The organism is Leptospira limi (assembly GCF_026151395.1).
GTDB lineage: Bacteria > Spirochaetota > Leptospiria > Leptospirales > Leptospiraceae > Leptospira_A > Leptospira_A limi.
Map to the genome: position 1 here is coordinate 560,158 of NZ_JAMQPV010000001.1, position 21,828 is coordinate 581,985.

Consider the following 21,828-nt stretch of genomic DNA (forward strand, 5'->3'; position numbering starts at 1 on the left):
TATGGCATGGTGGAAAGAAGCAGTTATCTATCAAATTTATCCACGTAGTTTCCAAGATTCCAATGGAGATGGGATCGGAGACCTCGAGGGAATCATCCAACGTTTGGATTATTTAGCAGGTTCCAAAGACTCACTTGGTATCGATGCTATTTGGTTATCTCCAGTTTATCCTTCTCCTATGTTTGATTTTGGTTATGATATTTCTGACTATGAGGAAATAGATCCCGTATTTGGAGATATTCAGACCTTCAAACGTCTGTTAAAAGAAGCTCATAAACGAGGGATTCGCATTATCATGGATTTGGTAGTCAATCATACTTCCCACCTCCACCCTTGGTTTATTGAATCCAGATCGTCTGTCAACAGTCCAAAACGAGATTGGTACATTTGGAAACAAGCAAACCATAATGGGCCACCTAACAATTGGTTGGGTGCATTTGGTGGATCTGGTTGGGAATATGACAAACGTACTGGTGAATATTATTTTCACTCTTTTTTAAAAGAACAACCTGATCTCAATTGGCGTAATCCGGATGTGGAAGACGCCATCTTTCGGATGATGAAATACTGGCTCGATATGGGAGTGGATGGATTCCGTTTAGATGTTGTCAACTTATATGTAAAAGATGAATTTTTTCGAAACAATGCTTCTTATTTTATGAAAGGTCCAAGACCTTATGACAAACAAGTACATACATACGATCGTGACCGACCTGAAATGCATGGAATCTTAAGAAGGATGCGAAAACTTTTGGATTCTTATACCGAAAAACGTATGTTTGTTGGAGAAATCATGCAAGACTTCCCTGGCAATGTTTTACTTCCAGCAACTTACTGTGGTCGTAATGATGAACTTCACCTTGCCTTTAATTTTATGTTTTTATTTTCGCCTTGGAAAGCGGAACGATTTTACCAAATTGTCAAAGACTTTGAATCAGCATTAGGGGAAGATAATTGGCCAAATTATACTTTATCCAATCATGATTTTCCAAGGCACATCACTCGTTACGAGAAGGGTGAAGATACATTGGATCGTGCCAAACTTGCCGCTTGCATGATGTTAACATTACGTGGAACACCTTTCTTATACTATGGAGAGGAAATTGGTATGAAACGCCAAAAAGTTCCATTCAATAAAATCCAAGATCCAGTTGGTAAACGGTATTGGCCTTTCCATCCTGGACGGGATCCCGAAAGAATTCCTATGCCTTGGGATGGTTCCGAAACAACTGGATTTACAACAGGCAAACCTTGGCTTCCCCTCTATGAAGATTCCAATACGCTGAATGTTGAATCTCAAAAACTGGATCCAAATTCTCTATTTTTCACATACAAAAAACTGATTCAGATACGGAAGGATCGAAAATCACTTCGTAAAGGAAAATTAAAAATCATATTGAGCGACGACAAACAAGCATTATACTACAGAAGGAGAGAAGGAAAAGATGAGACATATATTTTTTTGAACTTTTCAAGCAAACCAGTTCGAGTTTCTTACCCAAGAAAATGGAATTTGAACCAAATTTTATTCAGTTCTAAAAATCGAAATGCATCTTTTGAGTTAGATAAAGAATTGGATACAGGTGATTTGATTTTACACCCAAATGAGGCAGTCATATTTGCAAAATAAATTACATCCAATTGCCTCGAGTGCCTTAGTTGGTTTCATCACATAACATGAATTGCAAAAAGGCCCCGCTTTCAGCTGCATTCTTGCCTACTTTTTTTCTCATTCGATGTCTAATGATGAGAGGAAAGGATTTCCGCTACAATCGACACTACGACAGACCAGTCGTAAATGGCGCAGTGTTTTTGTTTTTAATTGAGACCTAGAACTGTTCGCTAAACTGTTGACAATAAACGATTCGGGAATTCGCTGACATTAGATGCGCTTGATGATGGTAAATACATTGATAAGTCGATTGGCAATTTTGCTTCTCTCCTTTGTATTCATCAGTACTAATACTGAGGGTTATGCATCCCATCGAGACACCTACCAAAATCACCAAACTTACAAACATAGTAGTTTATACGATTTTTCTTATGTCATCAAAGAAGTAAGTGAGGAAGAAGCTGAAATTAATTCCCACCGTGAAAACGAATTAAGTCATTCATTCGCTTTTTTTCTCAAAATTTCCCTTACATTTTACACTGAACTAAAACTTGTCTTATTCACTTTTCCAAATTCATTTTTAGCTAAAAATAGCGTCAAAGACCGCGCACCTCCCATCATCGCTTAACATATATTTTTTTCTCGGTAGATCGCAATCCAAAATGCGTTCGATGATTTTTTAAATTTTGCCTAACAAAAGTTAGACAAAGTGGGGACACAATGAAACTTCTCAAAGGGCTTAAGCACTCTTTCACTTCAAAGATACTAGTAACAGTATTTTTATTAACATCTTTTCTTCAGATGAATTGTCATTCAAAGAACCATGAAGACAAAAACGCACTCATGGCCACATATCCATGGAAACAAGATGTAATCATTGATAAAAACTATGTAGCGCAAGTTAGGGCGATCCAACGAATCGAAATCAGAGCGTTCGAGAAAGGATACCTTACCCATATTTATATGGATGAAGGTAAGATCGTAAAACAAGGTCAGAAACTTTTTCAGGTAATGCCAATGTTGGTTACTGCTCAATACGAAAAAGCTAAAGCAGAATATGAATCAACTCAAATTGAATTTGAGAATACTGAGAAGTTATTCAAAGAGAATGTTGTATCCCAAACAGAATTATCTCTAATCAAAGCTAGATTGAAAAAAAATAAAGCAGCCATGGAATTGGCACAAGTTCACTTAAATTTGGCTACTGTAACTGCCCCTTTCACTGGGATCACAGATCGACTCCAAGTGCGACTTGGAAGTTTAGTGGAAGAAGGAACTCTTTTAACTACTATCTCTGATATTTCAAAACTTTGGGTTTATTTCAATGTATCAGAAAAAGATTACCTAAATTTTTCCAATGCCCGCAGATCAGGAGACAAACCATTAAAAGTTAAATTTTTAATGGCAAATGGTGAATACTTCAACCATGAAGGAAACGCTGACACAATCGAAGGAGAATTCGATAGTGAAACGGGAACCATTCCTTTTAGAGCAACTTTTCCGAATCCAGAAAGATTATTACGTCATGGAGAAACAGGAAACGTTGTGATCAAAGAAAATTTAAAAGAAGCCTTACTCATTCCACAAAAGGCTACTTTTGAAGTATTAGATAAACGTTATGTATACACAATATCAAGTAAAGGTAAGTTAAAATCGACTGAGATCAAAGTCTCAAACGAAATTCCTCACTTGTTTGTCGTAGAATCAGGTATTACTGAGAGCGACATCATTCTTTTAGAAGGACTTGGTAAAGTTCATGATGGTGATATTGTAAAATTTAACATCGAAACTCGTGAGAACGTCATGAAAAGTTTCGAGTTACAGGCTCACTAGGAGATATTCTATGTTTTCAAAATTTCTCCAGAGACCAGTTCTCGCCATAGTTATATCCGTTTTAGTTGTGTTTGTTGGATTAATTTCGATAAAGAACATTCCAGTATCACAATTCCCCGAAATTGCCCCTCCTCGGGTAACAATCACTCTATCCTTTCCAGGCGCCAGTGCTCAAGTATTAGTCCAATCAACGATTACAACATTGGAACAAGCAATCAACGGGGTTGCTGGAATGAGGTATATGATTTCTTCTTCCACAAGTTCTGGAGATGCAATCATACAAGTATTATTCGATCCAGGAACAAATCCAAATGATGCCTTAGTACAAGTGAAAACTAGGGTAGACCAGATGATGTATCGTGTTCCAGAACTCGTACGTTTGGAAGGTATATTTGTACAACCTGTTCAACCAAGTATGTTATTGTATGTAAACTTATACAGTAAAGATCCTAAGGCGAGTGAGAAATTCTTATACAACTATGCGACAGTGTTTTTATTACCTGAATTAAAAAGGATTCATGGTATCGGACAAGCAAAGATCTTAGGAACGAGACAATATGCGATGCGCGTATGGTTAAATCCGGATAGGATGCGTGCTTATAATGTGACAACTGCCGAAGTAATGAAGGCAATTGAAGACCAAAGTATCATTGCAAGACCTGGTCGACTCGGTCAAAGTTCTGGAAAACAAGCACAATCATTAGAATACACTCTTACCTATGAAGGTTGGTTTAACGAACCTGGGCAATATGAGAATATCATCATCCGTGCTAAAAATGGAGGTGAGTTGCTTTACCTCAAAGATATTTCAAAGGTTGAACTAGATAGTGAGTTTTACAATATTTACTCCGATGTTGATGGTCATCCTGCTGCCGCGATTATGTTCAAACAAACGGAAGGTAGTAATGCCAAAGTTGTTATTGAAGATATCAAAGCAAAACTAGAAGAGTTAAAACAAACTTTTCCACCAGAAATGGATTACAAATTAAGTTATGATGTGTCGAACTTTATCGATGCAGCTATCGAAAAAGTTATCCATACATTAGTAGAAGCCTTTATTTTAGTAGCGATCGTTGTATTTATCTTTTTAGGTGATTGGCGCTCAACGTTAATTCCTATCATTGCGGTTCCCGTATCCCTCATCGGTGCCTTTTCTTTTATGATGGCATTGGGACTTACCATTAACCTAATCACATTATTTGCGATGGTTCTTGCGATCGGTATTGTGGTGGATGACGCCATTGTTGTTGTGGAAGCAGTGCATGCGAAAATGGCCGAAGACCATTTGAGTGTGTACTTATCCGTAAAAGCAGTATTAGGTGAAATTAGTGGAGCTGTAATTGCGATTACATTACTCATGACAGCAGTATTTGTGCCTGTAACTTTTTTACCAGGTCCTGTTGGGGTTTTTTATCGTCAATTTGCGATCACAATGGCCACTTCAATTGTGCTCTCTGGTATTGTCGCTTTAACTTTAACGCCTGTTCTAACGGCGATGATTTTAAAACCTCATAATCATAACAAAAAAACACATAACCCCATTGATCTTTTCTTAGAAAAATTCAATTTTTACTTTGAAATTATGACAGAAAAATATGTGAACTTAATGCACAGATTTTCAGGTTCAAAAGTATTTATTGTTTCCTTATTACTGTTCTTTGCGGTTGGTTTTGTTTTCTTATCGCAGTTGGTTCCTGCAGGGTTTGTACCTGGAGAAGACCAAGGTATGATCTACGCAGTGATCCAAACACCACCGGGATCAACCATTGAAAAAACAAATGATGTCGCAAGAAAACTCCAAGAGATTGCCTTAAAGATTGAAGGTGTTGATTCAGTGGCTTCACTTGCAGGATACGAAATCCTAACGGAAGGGGAAGGATCCAACGCAGGAACATGTCTCATCAGTTTAAAAGATTGGTCTGAAAGAAAAAACTCTGTCCATGATGTAATGGAAGAACTAGAGCACAAAACAAAGAATTTCGGTGCCATTATCGAATTCTTTGAACCACCAGCAGTTCCTGGATTTGGTGCAGCAGGTGGAGTTATGTTTCGATTATTGGATAAAACCAATAGTGGTGATTATACAGCCTTCGATAAAGTTCACGTTGAGTTTATGGAAGACTTAAAAAAACGTGAGGAACTTACAGGTCTTTTTTCCTTTTACTCAGCAAAATTTCCACAATTGGAAGTGAAACTTGATCGAAAACTTGCGATGCAAAAAGGAGTCAACATTGGTGATGCAATGGACAACTTGGACATCCTAGTTGGAAGTACATATGAACAAGGATTCATTCGATTCAATCAGTTCTTTAAAGTATATGTTCAGTCAGCACCAGAATATAGAAGATTACCAACAGATATTCTTGGCTTATTTACTCCAAATGACAAAGGGGAAATGGTTCCATATTCTTCCTTTTTGTCCCTTGAACAAAAACAAGGTGCAAACGAGATCACAAGGTACAATGCCTATACATCATCTGTAATCAACGTTTTACCTAGCAAAGGTTACACAACCGGTGATGCAATTGATGCCATTAGAGAAGTATCCAAAAATCTTCCAAAAGGTTTTGAAGTAGGTTGGGAAGGACTATCTTACGATGAAGCTTCTCGCGGAAATGAAGCCATTTTCATTTTCATAGTTGTGATTGTGTTCGTATACCTTGTGTTATCTGCACAGTATGAAAGTTTTATCATACCTTTTTCCGTAATTTTTTCACTCCCACCAGGAATCTTTGGTTCCTTCTTCTTGTTACGATTGTTAGGTCTTGCGAATGACATTTATGCCCAGATCGGGATGATCATGTTAATTGGTTTACTCGGTAAAAACGCCGTATTGATCGTAGAGTTTGCAAGGCAAAGACAAGAATCAGGACTTAGTGTGTTTGATGCAGCGTTAGAAGGAGCAAAAGCAAGGTTTAGACCTATTTTGATGACTTCGTTTGCCTTCGTGGCTGGTTTGATACCACTCGTTGTAGCGACAGGTCCTGGTGCGATCGCCAATCACACGATTGGTGCCTGTGCATTAGGTGGTATGTTATTTGGAACGATCTTTGGAGTCATCGTAGTGCCCGGACTCTACATTATCTTTGCAAACATAGCAAAAGGCAAAAATCTAATTTACCATGAAGACAACATGCCACTTTCTGAATCAGACCGAATGTATGAAACTTCTGAATTGGAACGTAAAAAATCCAGGAAAGGAAAGAAATAAGATGAAACGAATCGTTATCACATTCTTAATTTTATGGAATGTTTCCTGTATTCCTGCTCTTTATGAAAGAGATAAGGAAGATTTAAAACTTCCAGAACAATTTGAAAATTGGGAATCTTCTGAGAAAGCTCAGAAGTTACAAACCGAAATTTGGAACCAGTTTTTTAATGAACCACAATTGATATCATTAATCGACACTGCGATTGAAAACAATCAGGAACTCGCAATTCTAGAACAAGAAATTAGTATCGCGAACAACGAAGTGTTTTCAAGACAAGGGGAATATTTACCAAAATTATCTCTCCAAGCGGACGGAGGAGTCGAACAGAAAGAGAGATTTAGCACACCTAACGCCAATTCACCGACATTATTTGCACATGGTGGGCTCGTAATGAGTTGGGAAATTGACATTTGGAAAAAATTAAGGAATGCAACGAAATCCGCTTACCTACTATACCTCGCAAGTATTGAAGGTAAGCGGTACGTTGTTACCAATTTAGTTGCAGAAATTTCAGATACGTATTTCGAACTTAAATCACTAGATAATCAATTAACATTAATTGAGAACTATATTGAAGTTCTCTCTAAGGTAAAAGATATGGTCGTATTACAAAGGGAAGCTGGTAGAACAACATCCCTGGCTGTAAAAAGGTTTGAAGCTGAGGTAGCAAAAAACCTTGCTCGTAAATACGATATTGTCCAAAGAATAGCCATTACTGAAAACAGACTTAATTTTCTTTTGGGACGTTTCCCAGAACGAATTACAAGGAAGTCTGATGACTTTTTGGAAATTACACTTCCTGAAATTCAAAAATCAGTTCCTGTTGATCTTTTAGAAAACAGACCAGATATCAAACAGGCAAGTTTGGTTTTAGAATCGCGAAAATTAGACATTGAAGTAGCAAGAGCAAGGTTCTATCCTTCACTTAAAATTGATGGGAATATTGGATATGAAGCGTTTAATTCAAAACATTTCAAAGGGACTCCTGTTTCGTTAGCATATGGGTTAGGTGGAGGTATCATTGCACCACTCATCAATCGAAAAGCAATTGAAGCAAATTATGCAACAGCAAATAACCTACAAATCCAAGCCATTTACAATTATGAAGTTTCACTTCTAAAAGCATTTACGGAAGTAACAAATCAAATTGTGAAAATCAAAAATTTATCTCAGAAGTATGATGCAAAGAATAAACAGGTTCAAAATCTAAGAGAGTCCGTTGAGATTTCGAATATTTTATTTAAAGCAGGTAGAATTGATTACATCGATGTTTTGTTTAGCCAAAGAGATTTTTTAGAAGCCCAAGTAGAAGCACTTGAATTAAAATACAATCTATTAGAAGCGAATGTCGGATTGTATAAAGCTCTTGGTGGTGGGTGGCGAGGTCAGAAAGAAATGGATGCCGAAAGGAAAAATGGAAGTTTCTAGTTTGAAAATTCTAATTTAATCACTTTGCTTAGTGTTGGTTACTTCAATAGCAATGAACCAACACTAAAAATTTCCAATCTCCAAATCAATTTCAATTCGATCATGTTTGCTTTGAATTCATTGATAGTCTTATGGTTCTTGCAAAATATATTACGATCAAATTTTTATCATAACATATTTGATATTCAACTTCCAAAAGTCATCAATATTGAAAGACAGGTCCAATTTTATCATCGATTGTTTTCAAACGAACTTGGTCTCCAATTTTCACAGTAGCAAAATCATTTACACCTTCGATTACAGTAGTGAGTTTTACATTTTCTTCTGTTTGAACGATCGCAAGAACATAAGGAGCTCTTTCTGCCATGTGACCAAACCCAACATGCACAATGGTAAAAGAAACGATATGACCAGTTGGTTTTAACTCTACCGTTTCGATCAATTCACTTCCGCACGATGGGCAACCATCTAATACTTCCGCTACCTTAAAATGGCATTTGTTACAAACAATGCCAGTCAATGTGACTGTTGCGCTCATAGTTCCATTACTCATATTTGCCGAAATTAAATGCAAACTGTTTCTAAAGAGTTTTTGGAATTAAGAAAAAATACTTAAAGCCAATTTGCAAATAAGATAAGATCATTATCCTTGCTTTTTGGCATCCAATGGCAGTTGTCTGTTAAATTGAATCTAAATGATTCCATCTTTTTTCATCTGGACAACTAACTCTTGATACGTATTTAAATATAGTTCGTCTCTATTTTTAATTGGTGTACCAGTAAATGGAAAAGCAAAAATCATAGGCAACCATTGTACCATAGTAAAAGAATCATTTAGTTTGTATTCGTATTGCTTATTACCTTTCACTACTGTTACTTGAATATCAACATTTGTTGTTGCCCAATAAGGTAAAACAGTACCTGTAGCAACACTTAATAAATTGAAAAAATCTCTCATCGGATGAATGTGGTTAGCAGCAATTCCATCAACAATCAATGTGGCTTCGTTTGGCTTTTCAACAATGACGCAACATCCAGAATCTACAATTGCTTTATCAAACCAGCTTTTATGAAAATCAGCCCTAGGAATCGCATCGGGACCATTCGATTGATATTTCCATTTGCGAAAGACTTTTATTTTTTCGTCTTTGTTAGATTTATAATCACTATCTTTTACAGTAGAAATATTGTTCTCTCGAAAAGAGGCACAATACGAAATCAGATTGAGTGATAAAATTAATAATAAAATGGATTTTTTTTTAAACATTTAAATACCTTCCTTAAAAAAACTCTAACTTTTGCAAATACTTAAAATAGAAATTACAAACTAATGACTATTATACTATTTCAAAATTTTCATGTTAACAAAATCATCTAGCAATTTATTCATTGTAACTTGGAGTGCTCTTTCTCTTGCCAATCTCGCTCTAAAACCATACATTAAATTTTCCGAAGGTTCCGATATTGCAGAACCCTCATAAATATTCTTAAAGACTAACTTACTATTTAAATATAAGGAATATTCCACTTTAATGTAATACGTTACTTCTATGCTATCATCGGAGCCTATATCCTCAATTTTCTCTGCTGTAAGGAGATATTCGCCATCTTTCTCTTTTACTTCAGAGAACAGTTCCGAATATTTCAAATTTTCTTCTATCAAATATGCAGCCAAAACATAATAAAAGTCCTTTGCAAAAAATTCAAATCTACTATCAGGTTTTTTTACCGAAATAGATCGTTTCACTGACTTAACTTCATATTTCCTAAAGTTCTTTGAATAATCTGGCACTAAAACGCAGTTATGAAGAGAAACTATAGCTAGTAAGAATAGTAATCCTATGTTATATCTCATTTTATTCATCCGTTAAATTTATATTGGTTCCTTACATTATTTTTTTTTATATTTTACATTGAAATCATACGAAAACTCTTTAGTAATACTCTCTTGTGATAACCTTATACTTGACACAATATCTTTAGATACTCTGTTGCTATCTAAATTTAAATTAAACCACCAAGATGTAGTTACTATGACATGTTTTTGATATTCAAATTTTTCGATGAGATTTAAATTTGAATCATAAATATGAAAAGAAGCATTTACCGGTTCGACTTGTTTAGTTGGGTAAATAAAAAAAGTTAACACCGAAAAAGCACTTTTGAAAAACCCAAAAATACTTTCATCATAATTTCTCCAAGGATTGATAGGTTTACCAGGAATTCCAAGAATATAGAAATCAATATTTTCAGTTTTTACGATACATTTCGATTTAGAAAGATCTGGAGTTAATTCAAAGTCTATAAATTTCTGAAGTTCCATTTTTCCAGAAGCTTTTACAATATCTAAATACGAATATACGAAATTTAAACAATTGTCTCTTGTGATTTTTGAATTACCGTTCCTAGAAACATAACTAATAATGTCTTTTCCATCTAGAAAAAGCGGTTTCATGGAATTTTCATAATCGATAGTTGCTGATGACCGATAAAGTTCACCCTGTCGGTCTTTTTGTATTAGATAATTATAAGGAAGAAAACCCACTAAGGCAATTTTCTTTGCAGGTGAAATTTGAGTGTATTGTAAGTCAGATACAGTATAACTTTCGTAAGAAGAACACCTAATTAATGTAAAAATAAGAAAGATTATTTTTCGCATCTGTAGATCAGTTGCATATTTGATTTTATTTGTAAACAGATTTTTATATCAATGTATAAAAAAATCTAACAACTGTAGGTTGATCATCCAAATTGGTAAATACATTCGATTTTAGACTATACTTATGTATATTTGTAAAATTAGGATTTTCTAAAGTATTGTTATTTTATGAAGGTTTTTGCGGATAGGAGATATGGAGCCAATTAAAAAAAAAACGTTTGAAACCTGCCTTTCGCAAGTTCCAAACGTGTTCCCAGTTGAAATGAACTAGAATGTTTTACTTCAATCGTTCGATGATTGTCGCAATGCCCATTCCACCACCAATACAAAGTGTGATGAGTCCGTAACGAAGGTCTCTTCTTTCCAACTCGTCAAGAACAGTTCCAGTAAGGATTGCACCAGTTGCTCCGAGTGGGTGTCCAAGCGCAATCGCTCCACCATTTACGTTGATTTTGGATTCATCGATTCCGAGTGTTTTCTTTACGTATAACACAACAGATGCGAAAGCTTCGTTGATTTCCCAAAGATCAATGTCTTTTACTGTAAGACCAGCTTGTTTTAATGCTTTTTGAGAAGCAGACACTGGACCAGTTAACATGATGGTTGGGTCTTCACCAGTAGCAACAGTCGCAAGGATTTTTGCACGTGGTTTTAATCCGTATTTTTTTAATCCATCATCATTCGTTACTAAAATTGCAGCAGCACCATCCACGATACCAGATGAGTTACCGAGTGTATGAATGTGATTGATTTTTTTGATTTCTGGATAAGAACGGAGTGCGATTGCATCGAGTTCTTTTTCACCAATTGTTTTGAAAACTGGACCAAGTCCAGAAAGGAAAGCATAATCGGATTCCAATCGTGGGTTCTCTTCTTCTGTAACAACAGTTCCATCATCCAATGTAATTGGGATCACAGATTTTTTGAAGTAACCATTTTGGATTGCTGCATGAGCTTTTTGTTGGGAAGATTCTGCAAAACGATCTGCTTCTTCACGAGAAATATCATACTTTGTTGCAATTAAGTCAGCAGAGATTCCTTGCGGAACAAGATTGTAGTGTGCTGCAATTTTATCGTTGCCTACGTTAAAATCACGACCAAGCATATCATCACCCATTTTCACACGGCTCATGGATTCAACTCCACCACCAACGCCAATTTCCATTGCTCCAGAAGCAACATGGTTTGCTACGTTGTTAAGTGCTTGTAATCCAGAACCGCAGAAACGGTTTACTGTATAACCAGGAACATCTTTTGGCCAATGAGCTGCCATAACCGCATAACGTGCGATACAAGCAGCTTGGTCAGCAACTTGGGATACACAACCCATTACAACTTCTTCTACCGTTTTTGGATCGATTCCTGTTCGGGTTTGGATGGCTTTTAATGTGGCAGCAGCTAATTCTTGTGGATGGACGGATGCAAGTGTCCCGCGTTTTTTGCCCTTTCCTCTCGGAGTTCGGACAGCATCAATAATATAGGAATTCCCCATGGGTTTACCTCTCTCTGGGTGTTCTAGGAAAAACGTACAGAGTTCGCCTCACAAGAAAAGTAAAAAAATCATCATTTCGTCATAGTTTTTGTGAATTTGTGACGGTAGTACTTCATTTTCGCTTGGAATTGGCAAGAATACCCCGAAATCATCGCATCAAACCGGTCTGCCTTGCTTTCTGTCCGTTCGTCGGCGATTCGGATGTACCGAAAATTGGGGTCGATTGCTTCTGCAAATTCCCGTTTATTCCAGTCCACATAGCGCCAGGCACTAAAACTATGGTTCACACCGACCTTTTCATCGATGGTTCCAATGAGTTGGAATTTGGATTCACAGGGAGTTCGGAAGAAAATGTAACGATTGAAGAAATACAAAATGGTCCTGTGTGGATTGGCATCCAAAACAGAGCGAAAATGTTCCTTCATCTCCTCGACAGTATAAAACAAATCAGGTCCAGAATTGGTGCTCCGAAAGATCACAGGCGAAAATTCGTTGGGTGTGTAAAGTTTCGTCAAAATGCGAATGTAGGAAGGGTCATCCAAACGGTAAGGGATTTCATTGAAGGCAAAAGGAAAGGGATCTCGTTCCGTGAAATGAATTTCAATGTAACGGGTGTGATCGTATTCAGGGTCATTGATATCCGTTGCCACAATTTTTTTGATGTAACGAGCGAGGAATTGGTCTTCGTATAAGTCTCTTACTGTTACAGCACCTTCTTCATACAAGATAGCACTGCCAAAATCGATAAAACTAGCACCGTCTAACAACCTTCCAATGGATCCATACTTGTGGTGCAGAATTCGATTCCGAAACATCGACCGTAAAATCAAATTATGATCATACAATCGTTTCCGACCAGACCGTTGTTCAACAACGGTATTTTTTGTTTTTTTGACTTTGTAATAATGGATATGATTGGCTAAACCAAAACGCAATTTTTCAAAGGCATGGTTTTCTAAGACACGTTTTTCATCTTCTTCGTTTTCAATGATGGTGGTTTCAGCAACCAAAGGAGAGACAATTCCAATACCCATTCCAAAGGAACAAATGAAAAAAATCAAAGAGATCCAAAATTTCCATACGAAAGGAAAATTACAGCCATTCGAAACTAACGTGCAAGTACGTAAATATAGAACCGATCGTACATGCGAACTGACTAAATAGGTAATGAATGAAGGAATTTTGGAAAACACAGATAATGGATTGAATTGGTTAGAGGTAAAACCCGGCTGTCCTTATTCCATACAATTCCGGGTTTTTGTTTCGTGGAACGAGTGAAATCTTAATTCCTTTGTCCGAGGATGGGACCACCAGTTTTTTCCATCATTCTTTCTTTGGTCAAAAACAAATCTTCTCGGTTGTCGGCCGCCATCTCACCCGTTCCATCCAAATAAATGGCTCCTTTCGGACATGCCTCTTCGCATAACCCACAAAAGATGCAACGGAGTAAATTGATTTCAAATTTTTTGGCATATTTATCTTCAGGGTGGAGGTGTTGGCGTTCTGAAGTCACTTCTGCAGCTTCGATGTGAATGGCATTGGCAGGGCAAATCCACATACAACAAAAACAAGCAGTACATCGTTCTCTACCCTGTTCATCTCGTTTCATCGAGTGCATCCCGCGAAACCGAGTGGAATACTGACGTTTTTTATCAGGGTATTCAATCGTTACCTGTTTGTTAAACAAAGCAACTTTTACAAAATGTTTGAGTGTGATCCAAAGGCCTTTGCCTATGGACCAAAAGTAAAATTTTTCATACCAAGAAAACTGGTGTTTTTTGGCTACGTTGACGACATTAACGGTTCCCAACGGATACCTCCATTTTTTTAGTCATCGTATTCAGTATTTGCTCAACAACACCGGCAGAGGTTAACAACCCTTGGATGGGATTCATTGACTTCTCAAAGTTTTGTTTGAGGCCGTTTTTATTGGTAAAACTTCCCTCTCGTTCACAGAAAATTTGAATTGGTGCCGCCAAACTTGCGTTCTTTGCAGCTTCAGTCAAATTGGTATCAAAACAAATCACTTTGTTTGGATCAATTCCTTCTGGAATGGATTCTTTGATGAGGATCACTAAGTCCACCGACCCTTGTTTGACTGCTGAAACAATCCCTGTAATTCCAGAAGGAGTTGTGAGACCTAAGTCAATAGCTCCTTTTGTATTCGGGTGGTTGTCTTTTGTGAGTAAAAAGTCTACTTGTTCAGTTTCTTTATTTTGTGCATCCGTAACACGAGTTTCCCATTGGATGGATTTACCACCTAATGCTTGTGAGAGGGAATTTAGGTTTTGTTTGAGTGTTGCCAAAGTTTCGTTGGATTCGTGAGCTCCACCGAGAACGGCAATGGATTTTGCTTCTTTTAATCGATCAATAATTTTGGAAACCACCACTTGTGATGTGGAATTTTTTCCATTTTCCAAATAACTGAACAAACGATTTTCGTTCATCCAATCCAAATCAAACCGACCTTTGTCACAGAGGAAAAACATTCCTTGTTCAAAATTTTCACGTACCATGTATCGATACATTTTATTGTCTCGTACGTTTGTTGTTACATTACAACCTGTGGAACAACCATGGCATACGGATTTGTGCGATTTGTACCACCAAACACGTGATTTAAAAAGTGTTTTGTTATTAAGAAGGGCTCCCACAGGACAAATGTCTGCAAGGGCACCTTGGTAGTTATGATCAATTGGTTCTGATTTTGCAAGACCAATGATGGAATGGTTCCCTCTTTCAAAAAGGCCTAAGTTAGATTCCCCAACTTTTTCTTCTTCAAACCGCACACAACGATAACAAACGATACATCGATTGTGATTGATGATAAGATTGGTTCCGATTTCTTCTTGAGGGATATTTCGTTTTTCAAATTCAAAACGAGAATGGCCAGACCCAGAACCAAATGCATTGTCTTGCAAACGGCATTCTCCTGCTTTATCGCAAACAGGACAATCTAACGGGTGATTGGCGAGAAGGAATTCCATGGTACCTGCTCGTGCTTCTTTCACACGATCGGATTTGGTAATGATACCCATTCCCTCTTTTACAGGAGTATTACATGCGGCTTGTAGGCGCGGCACACCTTCAATCTCAATGAGACACATACGGCACATACCGACAATGCTCAGAGCTGGGTGGTAACAGAAGTAGGGAATTTCTACTCCTACTTCTTTTGTTGCATCAATGAGGTTTTTCTTTTCGTCGACTTCGTATTCGACTCCGTCTATCTTTATCTTAACCAAAGAACAGACCCCCTAGGTTTGATTAGACTTAGGTCTTTTGATTTTGTCAAACCTTCATTTGGAAATTATATTTACCTCGGAAAGATACGCGTATGGCTGTAAGTCCACTACGTGATTGCTAAAAAATTCGGAATCTACAAACAGGGAACTGGCTCTGATATTGGTCTGTTTTAGAATTTTGCCGATCAAATCATCTAAAATTTGTAAGGCTCGGACTTCATAAAAAAAAGCATTATCGAGATTGATTCTCAAATTGGTGAAACTACCCCTTCCTGCTAAGGTAAGCATAAACCTGTCATAAATCTCGTCTGTGGATTTTTTACCAGGGCAACCTTTGATGTCGAGTTGCATCTGTGAAATGGAAAGTTCCATCACATTGATTTGTAATGGAAATTCCTTTTTATCGATAATGTTTTCGGGTTTGAGTTGTAAGACCTGTGCAATCTTTTCTAGAAGTGCTTGGTTTGCTATAGGTTTTAATAAATAAGCAGTGACATGGCTGTATGCTGCCCGTTTCACTTGGTCTTTTTCACCAACGGCTGTTAACATGATGACGGGTGTCATTTTTAACATGTCCTTTCCTTTTTCGAGAAAACTGATTCCATCCAAATAGGGCATATTCACATCACTGATGATCAAATCATAACTATTGTTTCGGATTTTGGTAAGACCTGACATTCCATCTACAACATGAGTCACATCAAAGTTATATCTCTCTAAAGTATGTAATAATAATTTTGCACTACTTTCATCATCTTCTAAGAGTAAAATTTTATAAACTTTGGGGCGATTCATTTGATTCGTTTTCCTTTATTGGTTTGGAATGGCGTTTAAATTCGCATACTTCATAAACCATTTTGGTTGTAAGGCTCTTTGGTATAAGTAAGCATCAACTAAAACTAGGTTTACGACAGCTTCGACAATCGGAACTGCCCTTGGCAACACACATGGATCATGACGACCTTTTGCCTTAAGAATAGTTTCTTTATTTTGGTCGTTCACAGTTTTTTGTTCTTTTTTGATTGTAGAAGTTGGTTTAAAAGCAGCACGAATGACAAGATCCATTCCGTTCGAAATTCCACCTTGGATTCCACCAGAACGATTGGTTCTTGTTTTGACTTTACCTGTTCCTTCTTCGATGTAAAATTCATCATTGTGCGTACTTCCTGTTTGGCGAGTACCCGAGAATCCAGATCCAACTTCAAAACCTTTACAAGCCGAAATGGATAAAATGGCTTTGGCCAAATCAGCATCTAACTTATCATAAACGGGATCTCCAAGTCCTGGAGGTAAATTACGAACCACAACTTTCACAACTCCCCCAACGGAATCTCCTTCATCACGGAGTTTACGGATGAGAGTTTCCATTTCATCATTGGCAGAAGGTTTTGGACAACGTGTCGGAAACTGGTCAACGATGTCCCGTGAGATTGGGTATTCATCTTCTGTAATTAAGGAATCAATGGGACCAATCGAATCCACAAATCCAACAGTTGAGATGCCCAATTCGTTTTCTAAAATCACTCGGGCAAGACCCGCAGCTGCAACGCGACCGATGGTTTCGCGAACGGAGGAACGACCACCACCTACATGGGCTCGGTGGCCATATTTTTCAGAATAAGTATAATCAGCGTGAGACGGGCGAAACACATGTGCCATCTCATCATAATCACTGCCAATGGTATTTTGGTTATTTACCTTCATGAGTATCGGGCTTCCAGTGGTTTTGCCTTCAAAAACTCCAGACTCAACTACCATTCGATCTTTTTCATCCCTCGGAGTTGTCAGATCATTTTGACCTGGTCTTCGGCGTGTTAAATCTTTTTGGATTTCTTCTTCTGGAAATGGAAGTCCCGCTGGCACTCCATCCACAACAACTCCTACGGATGTTCCGTGAGATTCTCCATAGGTAGATACTCGGAAAATTTTTCCCCAACTTGATGGCATATACGGACAATGAAAATGGAGATTGCATTCTCTCCAATAAAGTTTTTCATGAACTTGGAATGCATTTACTCTTTGAAGGACCCAAATATAAGGCAATCACCCTTAGCATTGGGGTGCATGTATTCATTCTTTTGTCTTATTTGGCAATGGAATACCGAAGTGACATAGATTCTACTCACATCAAACTCAAGGAAGGCGGAAATTTTTCCTCTTTCCAACTTCATTTTTCAACTGGATTGGGAGAAAGTAAGGAATCTATTTCGCCAAAACAATCTCAGAATGATGGGACCAAAACCACAGAAGATGAAATCTCTGAATTCCAAAATTGTCTCAGTTACCCCAGTTTGGCATTGGAACAAAAACTAGAAGATCATTGTGTCTACCGACTTTCTGTGAAAGAAGACGGCAGTTTGGAAAAAATTGCAGTGGTCACAGCATGTAGGTATGCGGTTTTTGATCAACAGGTGCGTCGCCAACTTTCCGATTGGAAGTTCCAATACACCAAAGGCAAAGAATTTGTTTTACCCATTAGGTTCCGTTTAGATGTCAGAGACTAATCCACAATCGGAAGAAAGTGCATGGTATATTGTTTATACCAAACCACGTGCAGAAAAAAAACTCAGTGAACTTCTGAACAAATACAAAATCGAAAACTACTTACCAATACGGAAAGAACGGAAAAAATGGACAGATCGATTCAAATGGATCCAAGTACCAATATTACCTTCTTATATTTTTGTAAAGATTGTGTATTGGAGAGATAAAAATAAGGTCCTACAGCTACCTGGATCAGTTCAGTTTGTATTTCATAAAGGGCAACCAGCCATTGTGGAACAAAATGATTTGGACGTTTTGGAACAAGGCCTTAAAGATTATGCGGAATCTTTGAAAATGAACAGAGAACTATTATTTCAAAAAGGCAAAATGGTGAAAGTGATCGATGGTTCTTTTGCTGGTAAAACCATGGAAATTCTAAAAGTAAAAAACAAAACTCTTGTTGTTTTAAGAATTCCTGGTGTGGAAACCATTTTCTCTTATGAGATCAATATGGATCACTTAGCTTGGGAGGAATTACTTGTATGACAAATAAAGATACTTTAAATATCGTAAAACAAGCACTTGATGATGAAATTTCATCTCTCGTTCACTTCCGTGAACAACTAGACCCATCAGTGAAAGACTGTATCGATCTGATTCTAAAATCAAAAGGAAAAGTAATCGTGACGGGCGTTGGTAAGTCTGGTGATATTGCCAAAAAAATCTCACACACACTTTCTTCGACTGGTACTTCAGCATATTTTTTACACCCAACAGATGCATCACATGGAGATTCTGGAATTGTTGGACCCGACGATGTAGTTCTCGCCATTGGAAAAAGTGGTGAATCTGAAGAACTGAATTATATCCTACCAACCCTCCGCAAAATCGGAGCAAAAATAGTAGGTATCACTGCAAATGCCAAATCTAAGTTAGCCGAATTATCGGACGCTGTCATTATCACACCAGTTTTAAAAGAAGCTTGTCCCTTAGATCTTGCTCCTACTTCCAGTACAACCATAGCCCTAGTACTCGGAGATGCGATTGCAGTTGCTTTAATGGAACTAAAAGAATTTAAAGCAGACGATTTTGCATTGTACCATCCTGCTGGCCGATTAGGTAAACGATTGTCCTTATATCTAACTGACGTGATGCGAAAAGGAGACAGAAACGCTTCTATTCCCATTGATGCAAACCTAGAAACTATTTTAAAAGAAATTACAGAAAAAGGAATTGGTGCTACTGGAGTTGTGGATTCGAATTCAAAACTTGTAGGACTCATTACCGATTATGACATTCGTAAATATCTCACAAAACATACATTATCGCCTGATGTAACCGCAAAAGAAATGATGAACCCAAATCCAAATAGTTTTCGACCAAATGAAAAAGCATATGATGTTTTAATCAAAATGGAAGGACGTGAAAGGCCAATTTCTGTTGCTCCTGTTGTGGATGAAAATGGGATTTTTGTTGGGATGATTTCTCTCCACGATTTATTACAAAAAGGATTATAAACTTTATGCCAGATTCTTATAAAATCATAGCCTCAGTCGGTGAGGATGAATTACGCCACCTTCAAAAAAAAGATGTAAAAGATGTAGATGTCATCGAAGTTCGATTGGATTTATTCTCTAGAAATTACATCCAAAAAGAAATGAAAAAGAAAATCAAAGCACTTGGTTTACCAGTGCTTTTTACATATAGAAGAGCCGAAGACAGTAGTGTTCGATCCTATGTGAAATTATTCCCAGAAGATGTGGAAGGTATCATTAAAGATTTTAATGACAATGCCAATTATTTGGATATCGAACTGAATAGAGAAGATACAATTTTTCGAAATTATGAAACCTTAAACTATCGAATCATTTATTCTTATCATTCTTTTAAAAAATCAATTTTAGCAAATGAAATGAACCAATTCATTGCGAAATCAAAACCGGTCAAAAAAAAGAATCCCATTTATAAGTTTGCAATCACACCAGAGAACATCGAAGAAACAGCAGACTTTTTAAATGATATCAAACTTTTATCAAAAACTCAAACAATGATCGGAATTTGTATGGGTGAACTTGGAATTATATCAAGAGTATTTGGTGATAAGTTTAATTCATCTTTCACCTATATGACATTAGGTGAACCAAAGGCACCTGGTCAAATTTCAGTCGATACTTTTAAAAAACTACGTGCGGACCTTTTCAAAAGCCCACATTCAGCAAAGGAAGAATAATGGTTCTTCCTATTCGTTATTAATTTGATCCTGGAGTAGAAAGATTCGTTCCTGATACCTTTCCACCTTTTGTATTGATAAATTCACGGAACGATTGTTCCTTCCAAATTTCTTTGAAATCTTTTTCTAAATTTGCAGATGTCCAATATTCAGGTTTTAAATCCGCTGCCAGCTGAAACTGTTCTTTCGTTTTGGTGATGTCATTTTTCTTCGCAAAACAACGTGCCAAGAGATAGTGTGCTGCAGAAGAACCATTTGTTTTTTGCAGGTAAGGAATTGCTAAATCAACTTTCCCACCGTAAAAATAATTCCTTCCTCTATAAAAAATGTATTCCCTTCCATTGGAAATAGTTTGGTCTTTTTCCAAAACGGCAAAATAACTTTCGGCTGTATCAAAAGCATTGTTTTCCGTATATTTTCGCGCTAATTTTAAAAACCCTACTTGAAATTTTTCAGGTGTTTGCGATAAATCTGGAAATTTCATTTTAATGAATTCAGAATATTTTGCGAAACTAGTTTCAAATTTTTTAGTTTTATTACCAGCTTCAAACATACAAACAAAACGAAACATATGGGATTCAATTTGATTGGGATTAAAGGAAAGTGCTTTATCGGATGATTGGATACATTTTTCCCAATCAGATTTTTGTTCGTATAACCTTGCAAGTGCAAGTAGTGGAGTGTCTTTTTGTAATTGTCTGAAAGCTTCCTGAAAGGATAATTCTGCTTTTTCAATTTCTGCTAATTTTTGATAAGCTATCCCTTCATTTAGAAATACATAATATAAAAACACATTTGTATCTTTTGAGAATGGATTTTTTTTTGCTTTTTCAAAGGAATCAATGGCTGATTTAGGATCATCCAATCTTAACTTAATGATACCCATTTTGTAATGGTATCTCGAACGTGTTGGATTTTTTTCGATTAATATGTTTAGATTCGATTCTGCTTTATCATATTTTTTTTCTTCAAATAACGCTAAAACATAATCCCAACGAACATCTTCTAAATGAGGTTGGTTTGCTAAAATTTGTTCGTAAGATTCACTAGGTTTAGTAGTTTCTTTATCCTCAATACTTTCATCAGGTTTTTTTACTTGGTCTTTTTTATTCTCAGTATTCTTGGTTTCTGGATGTTTGGGTTCAATTTTTGTATGTTGTGTATATGTATGTGTTGTGGAAGAAGGATTTCCTTTATTTCCTACAGCACGGTTATAAATTTTTTGAACTTCTTCATTTTTAGGATCATACTTTAAGTAACGTGATGCATACGTGGCTGATAAATTCCAATCTTGGTGGTAATTAAAAAACAAAGCTAATTTTAGAAGTACTGTTTTTCTTTGGTCTTTGTCCAAATCCAAATCAGCAGCTCTTCGAAAATTTTGAATGGATTTCGGATAATCTTTTTTGTATTCATAGATATATCCTAAGTACATATAAGCTTCACCGTCTTGCGGGTGTGAGTCGGCATGTTTGGTAAATTTTTTAATGGCTTCGCCATAAGCTTTTTTTGAAAAAGCCTTTTTACCTTCTTTCATAGCATCGCTGTCTATAGGAAAGACTGTAGTTTGAAAGATGAGAAAACTGAGAACTAAGGAAAGATATTTCCGCACGGATTCCAAACTAGTTGGAAC

20 protein-coding genes are annotated in these 21,828 nt (G+C 36.8%); 9 read left to right on the top strand and 11 right to left on the bottom strand.

Features of this window, described 5'->3' with window-relative positions:
- The first annotated feature begins 1 nt into the window (after position 1).
- From ND812_RS02555 to ND812_RS02575, 5 genes are all read left to right on the top strand, one after another.
- Positions 2–1,630 carry an alpha-glucosidase gene (locus ND812_RS02555; protein ID WP_265374138.1) on the top strand — a complete coding sequence of 543 codons (1,629 nt, stop codon included), beginning with the start codon at positions 2–4 and terminating at the stop codon, positions 1,628–1,630.
- Positions 1,631–1,886: 256 nt separating this feature from the next.
- Positions 1,887–2,240 carry a hypothetical protein gene (locus tag ND812_RS02560; RefSeq protein ID WP_265374139.1) on the top strand — a complete coding sequence of 118 codons (354 nt, stop codon included), beginning with the start codon at positions 1,887–1,889 and terminating at the stop codon, positions 2,238–2,240.
- A 92-nt stretch (positions 2,241–2,332) separates the two neighbouring features.
- A complete protein-coding gene (locus tag ND812_RS02565) occupies positions 2,333–3,445 on the top strand; it encodes an efflux RND transporter periplasmic adaptor subunit (RefSeq protein ID WP_265374140.1) in 1,113 nt (370 codons plus the stop codon).
- Between the two features lie 10 nt (positions 3,446–3,455).
- On the top strand, positions 3,456–6,656 hold the full coding sequence (locus ND812_RS02570; RefSeq protein WP_265374141.1) for an efflux RND transporter permease subunit: 3,201 nt from the start codon (positions 3,456–3,458) through the stop codon (positions 6,654–6,656).
- 1 nt (position 6,657) lies between these two features.
- The gene (locus ND812_RS02575; RefSeq protein ID WP_265374142.1) at positions 6,658–8,085 is read left to right on the top strand and encodes a TolC family protein; all 1,428 of its coding nucleotides are present in this window, start codon (positions 6,658–6,660) and stop codon (positions 8,083–8,085) included.
- Positions 8,086–8,287: 202 nt separating this feature from the next.
- Here the strand turns inward: ND812_RS02575 and ND812_RS02580 are convergent, their stop codons facing one another.
- The 10 genes from ND812_RS02580 to aroC all read right to left on the bottom strand — a co-directional run bounded on the left by ND812_RS02580 (position 8,288) and on the right by aroC (position 17,428).
- On the bottom strand, positions 8,288–8,623 hold the full coding sequence (locus ND812_RS02580) for a Zn-ribbon domain-containing OB-fold protein (protein WP_265374143.1): 336 nt from the start codon (positions 8,621–8,623) through the stop codon (positions 8,288–8,290).
- Between the two features lie 153 nt (positions 8,624–8,776).
- On the bottom strand, positions 8,777–9,352 hold the full coding sequence (locus tag ND812_RS02585) for a hypothetical protein (protein ID WP_265374144.1): 576 nt from the start codon (positions 9,350–9,352) through the stop codon (positions 8,777–8,779).
- Positions 9,353–9,427: 75 nt separating this feature from the next.
- The gene (locus ND812_RS02590) at positions 9,428–9,940 is read right to left on the bottom strand and encodes a hypothetical protein (RefSeq protein WP_265374145.1); all 513 of its coding nucleotides are present in this window, start codon (positions 9,938–9,940) and stop codon (positions 9,428–9,430) included.
- 36 nt (positions 9,941–9,976) lie between these two features.
- Positions 9,977–10,744, bottom strand: coding sequence for an Lp29 family lipoprotein (locus ND812_RS02595; RefSeq protein ID WP_265374146.1), 768 nt, complete (start codon positions 10,742–10,744; stop codon positions 9,977–9,979).
- 277 nt (positions 10,745–11,021) lie between these two features.
- Positions 11,022–12,236, bottom strand: coding sequence for an acetyl-CoA C-acetyltransferase (locus tag ND812_RS02600; RefSeq protein ID WP_108960419.1), 1,215 nt, complete (start codon positions 12,234–12,236; stop codon positions 11,022–11,024).
- 71 nt (positions 12,237–12,307) lie between these two features.
- Positions 12,308–13,270: a hypothetical protein gene (locus ND812_RS02605; RefSeq protein ID WP_265375893.1), complete on the bottom strand. Its 963-nt coding sequence runs from the start codon at positions 13,268–13,270 to the stop codon at positions 12,308–12,310.
- A gap of 248 nt (positions 13,271–13,518) precedes the next feature.
- Positions 13,519–14,046, bottom strand: a complete 528-nt coding sequence (locus tag ND812_RS02610; protein ID WP_265359262.1) for a NuoI/complex I 23 kDa subunit family protein — start codon at positions 14,044–14,046, stop codon at positions 13,519–13,521.
- Positions 14,033–15,481 (bottom strand): NADH-quinone oxidoreductase subunit G, encoded by a 1,449-nt coding sequence (locus ND812_RS02615; protein ID WP_265374147.1) that lies wholly within the window; start codon positions 15,479–15,481, stop codon positions 14,033–14,035. Before ND812_RS02615 ends, ND812_RS02610 begins: the two co-directional genes overlap by 14 nt.
- Before the next feature lie 54 nt (positions 15,482–15,535).
- Positions 15,536–16,276, bottom strand: coding sequence for a response regulator (locus tag ND812_RS02620; RefSeq protein WP_265374148.1), 741 nt, complete (start codon positions 16,274–16,276; stop codon positions 15,536–15,538).
- 15 nt (positions 16,277–16,291) lie between these two features.
- Entirely contained in the window at positions 16,292–17,428 is a 1,137-nt protein-coding gene (aroC, locus tag ND812_RS02625) for a chorismate synthase (RefSeq protein ID WP_265374149.1), read from the bottom strand.
- Here aroC and ND812_RS02630 point away from each other — a divergent pair.
- From ND812_RS02630 to ND812_RS02645, 4 genes are read left to right on the top strand one after another with little or no spacing between them, the layout of a single operon-like run.
- Positions 17,422–17,985, top strand: coding sequence for an LIC_10042 family TonB-like protein (locus ND812_RS02630; protein ID WP_265374150.1), 564 nt, complete (start codon positions 17,422–17,424; stop codon positions 17,983–17,985). The two genes, aroC and ND812_RS02630, sit on opposite strands and share 7 nt — an antisense overlap.
- Complete coding sequence (locus tag ND812_RS02635; RefSeq protein ID WP_265374151.1) at positions 17,972–18,511, top strand: UpxY family transcription antiterminator; 540 nt, start codon at positions 17,972–17,974, stop codon at positions 18,509–18,511. Before ND812_RS02630 ends, ND812_RS02635 begins: the two co-directional genes overlap by 14 nt.
- Positions 18,508–19,482 carry a KpsF/GutQ family sugar-phosphate isomerase gene (locus ND812_RS02640; RefSeq protein WP_265374152.1) on the top strand — a complete coding sequence of 325 codons (975 nt, stop codon included), beginning with the start codon at positions 18,508–18,510 and terminating at the stop codon, positions 19,480–19,482. Before ND812_RS02635 ends, ND812_RS02640 begins: the two co-directional genes overlap by 4 nt.
- A 5-nt stretch (positions 19,483–19,487) precedes the next feature.
- The gene (locus ND812_RS02645) at positions 19,488–20,195 is read left to right on the top strand and encodes a type I 3-dehydroquinate dehydratase (protein ID WP_265374153.1); all 708 of its coding nucleotides are present in this window, start codon (positions 19,488–19,490) and stop codon (positions 20,193–20,195) included.
- Between the two features lie 19 nt (positions 20,196–20,214).
- On the opposite strand, the gene ND812_RS02650 is transcribed toward ND812_RS02645, so the two are convergent.
- On the bottom strand, positions 20,215–21,816 hold the full coding sequence (locus ND812_RS02650) for a tetratricopeptide repeat protein (protein WP_265374154.1): 1,602 nt from the start codon (positions 21,814–21,816) through the stop codon (positions 20,215–20,217).
- Positions 21,817–21,828: the final 12 nt, after the last annotated feature.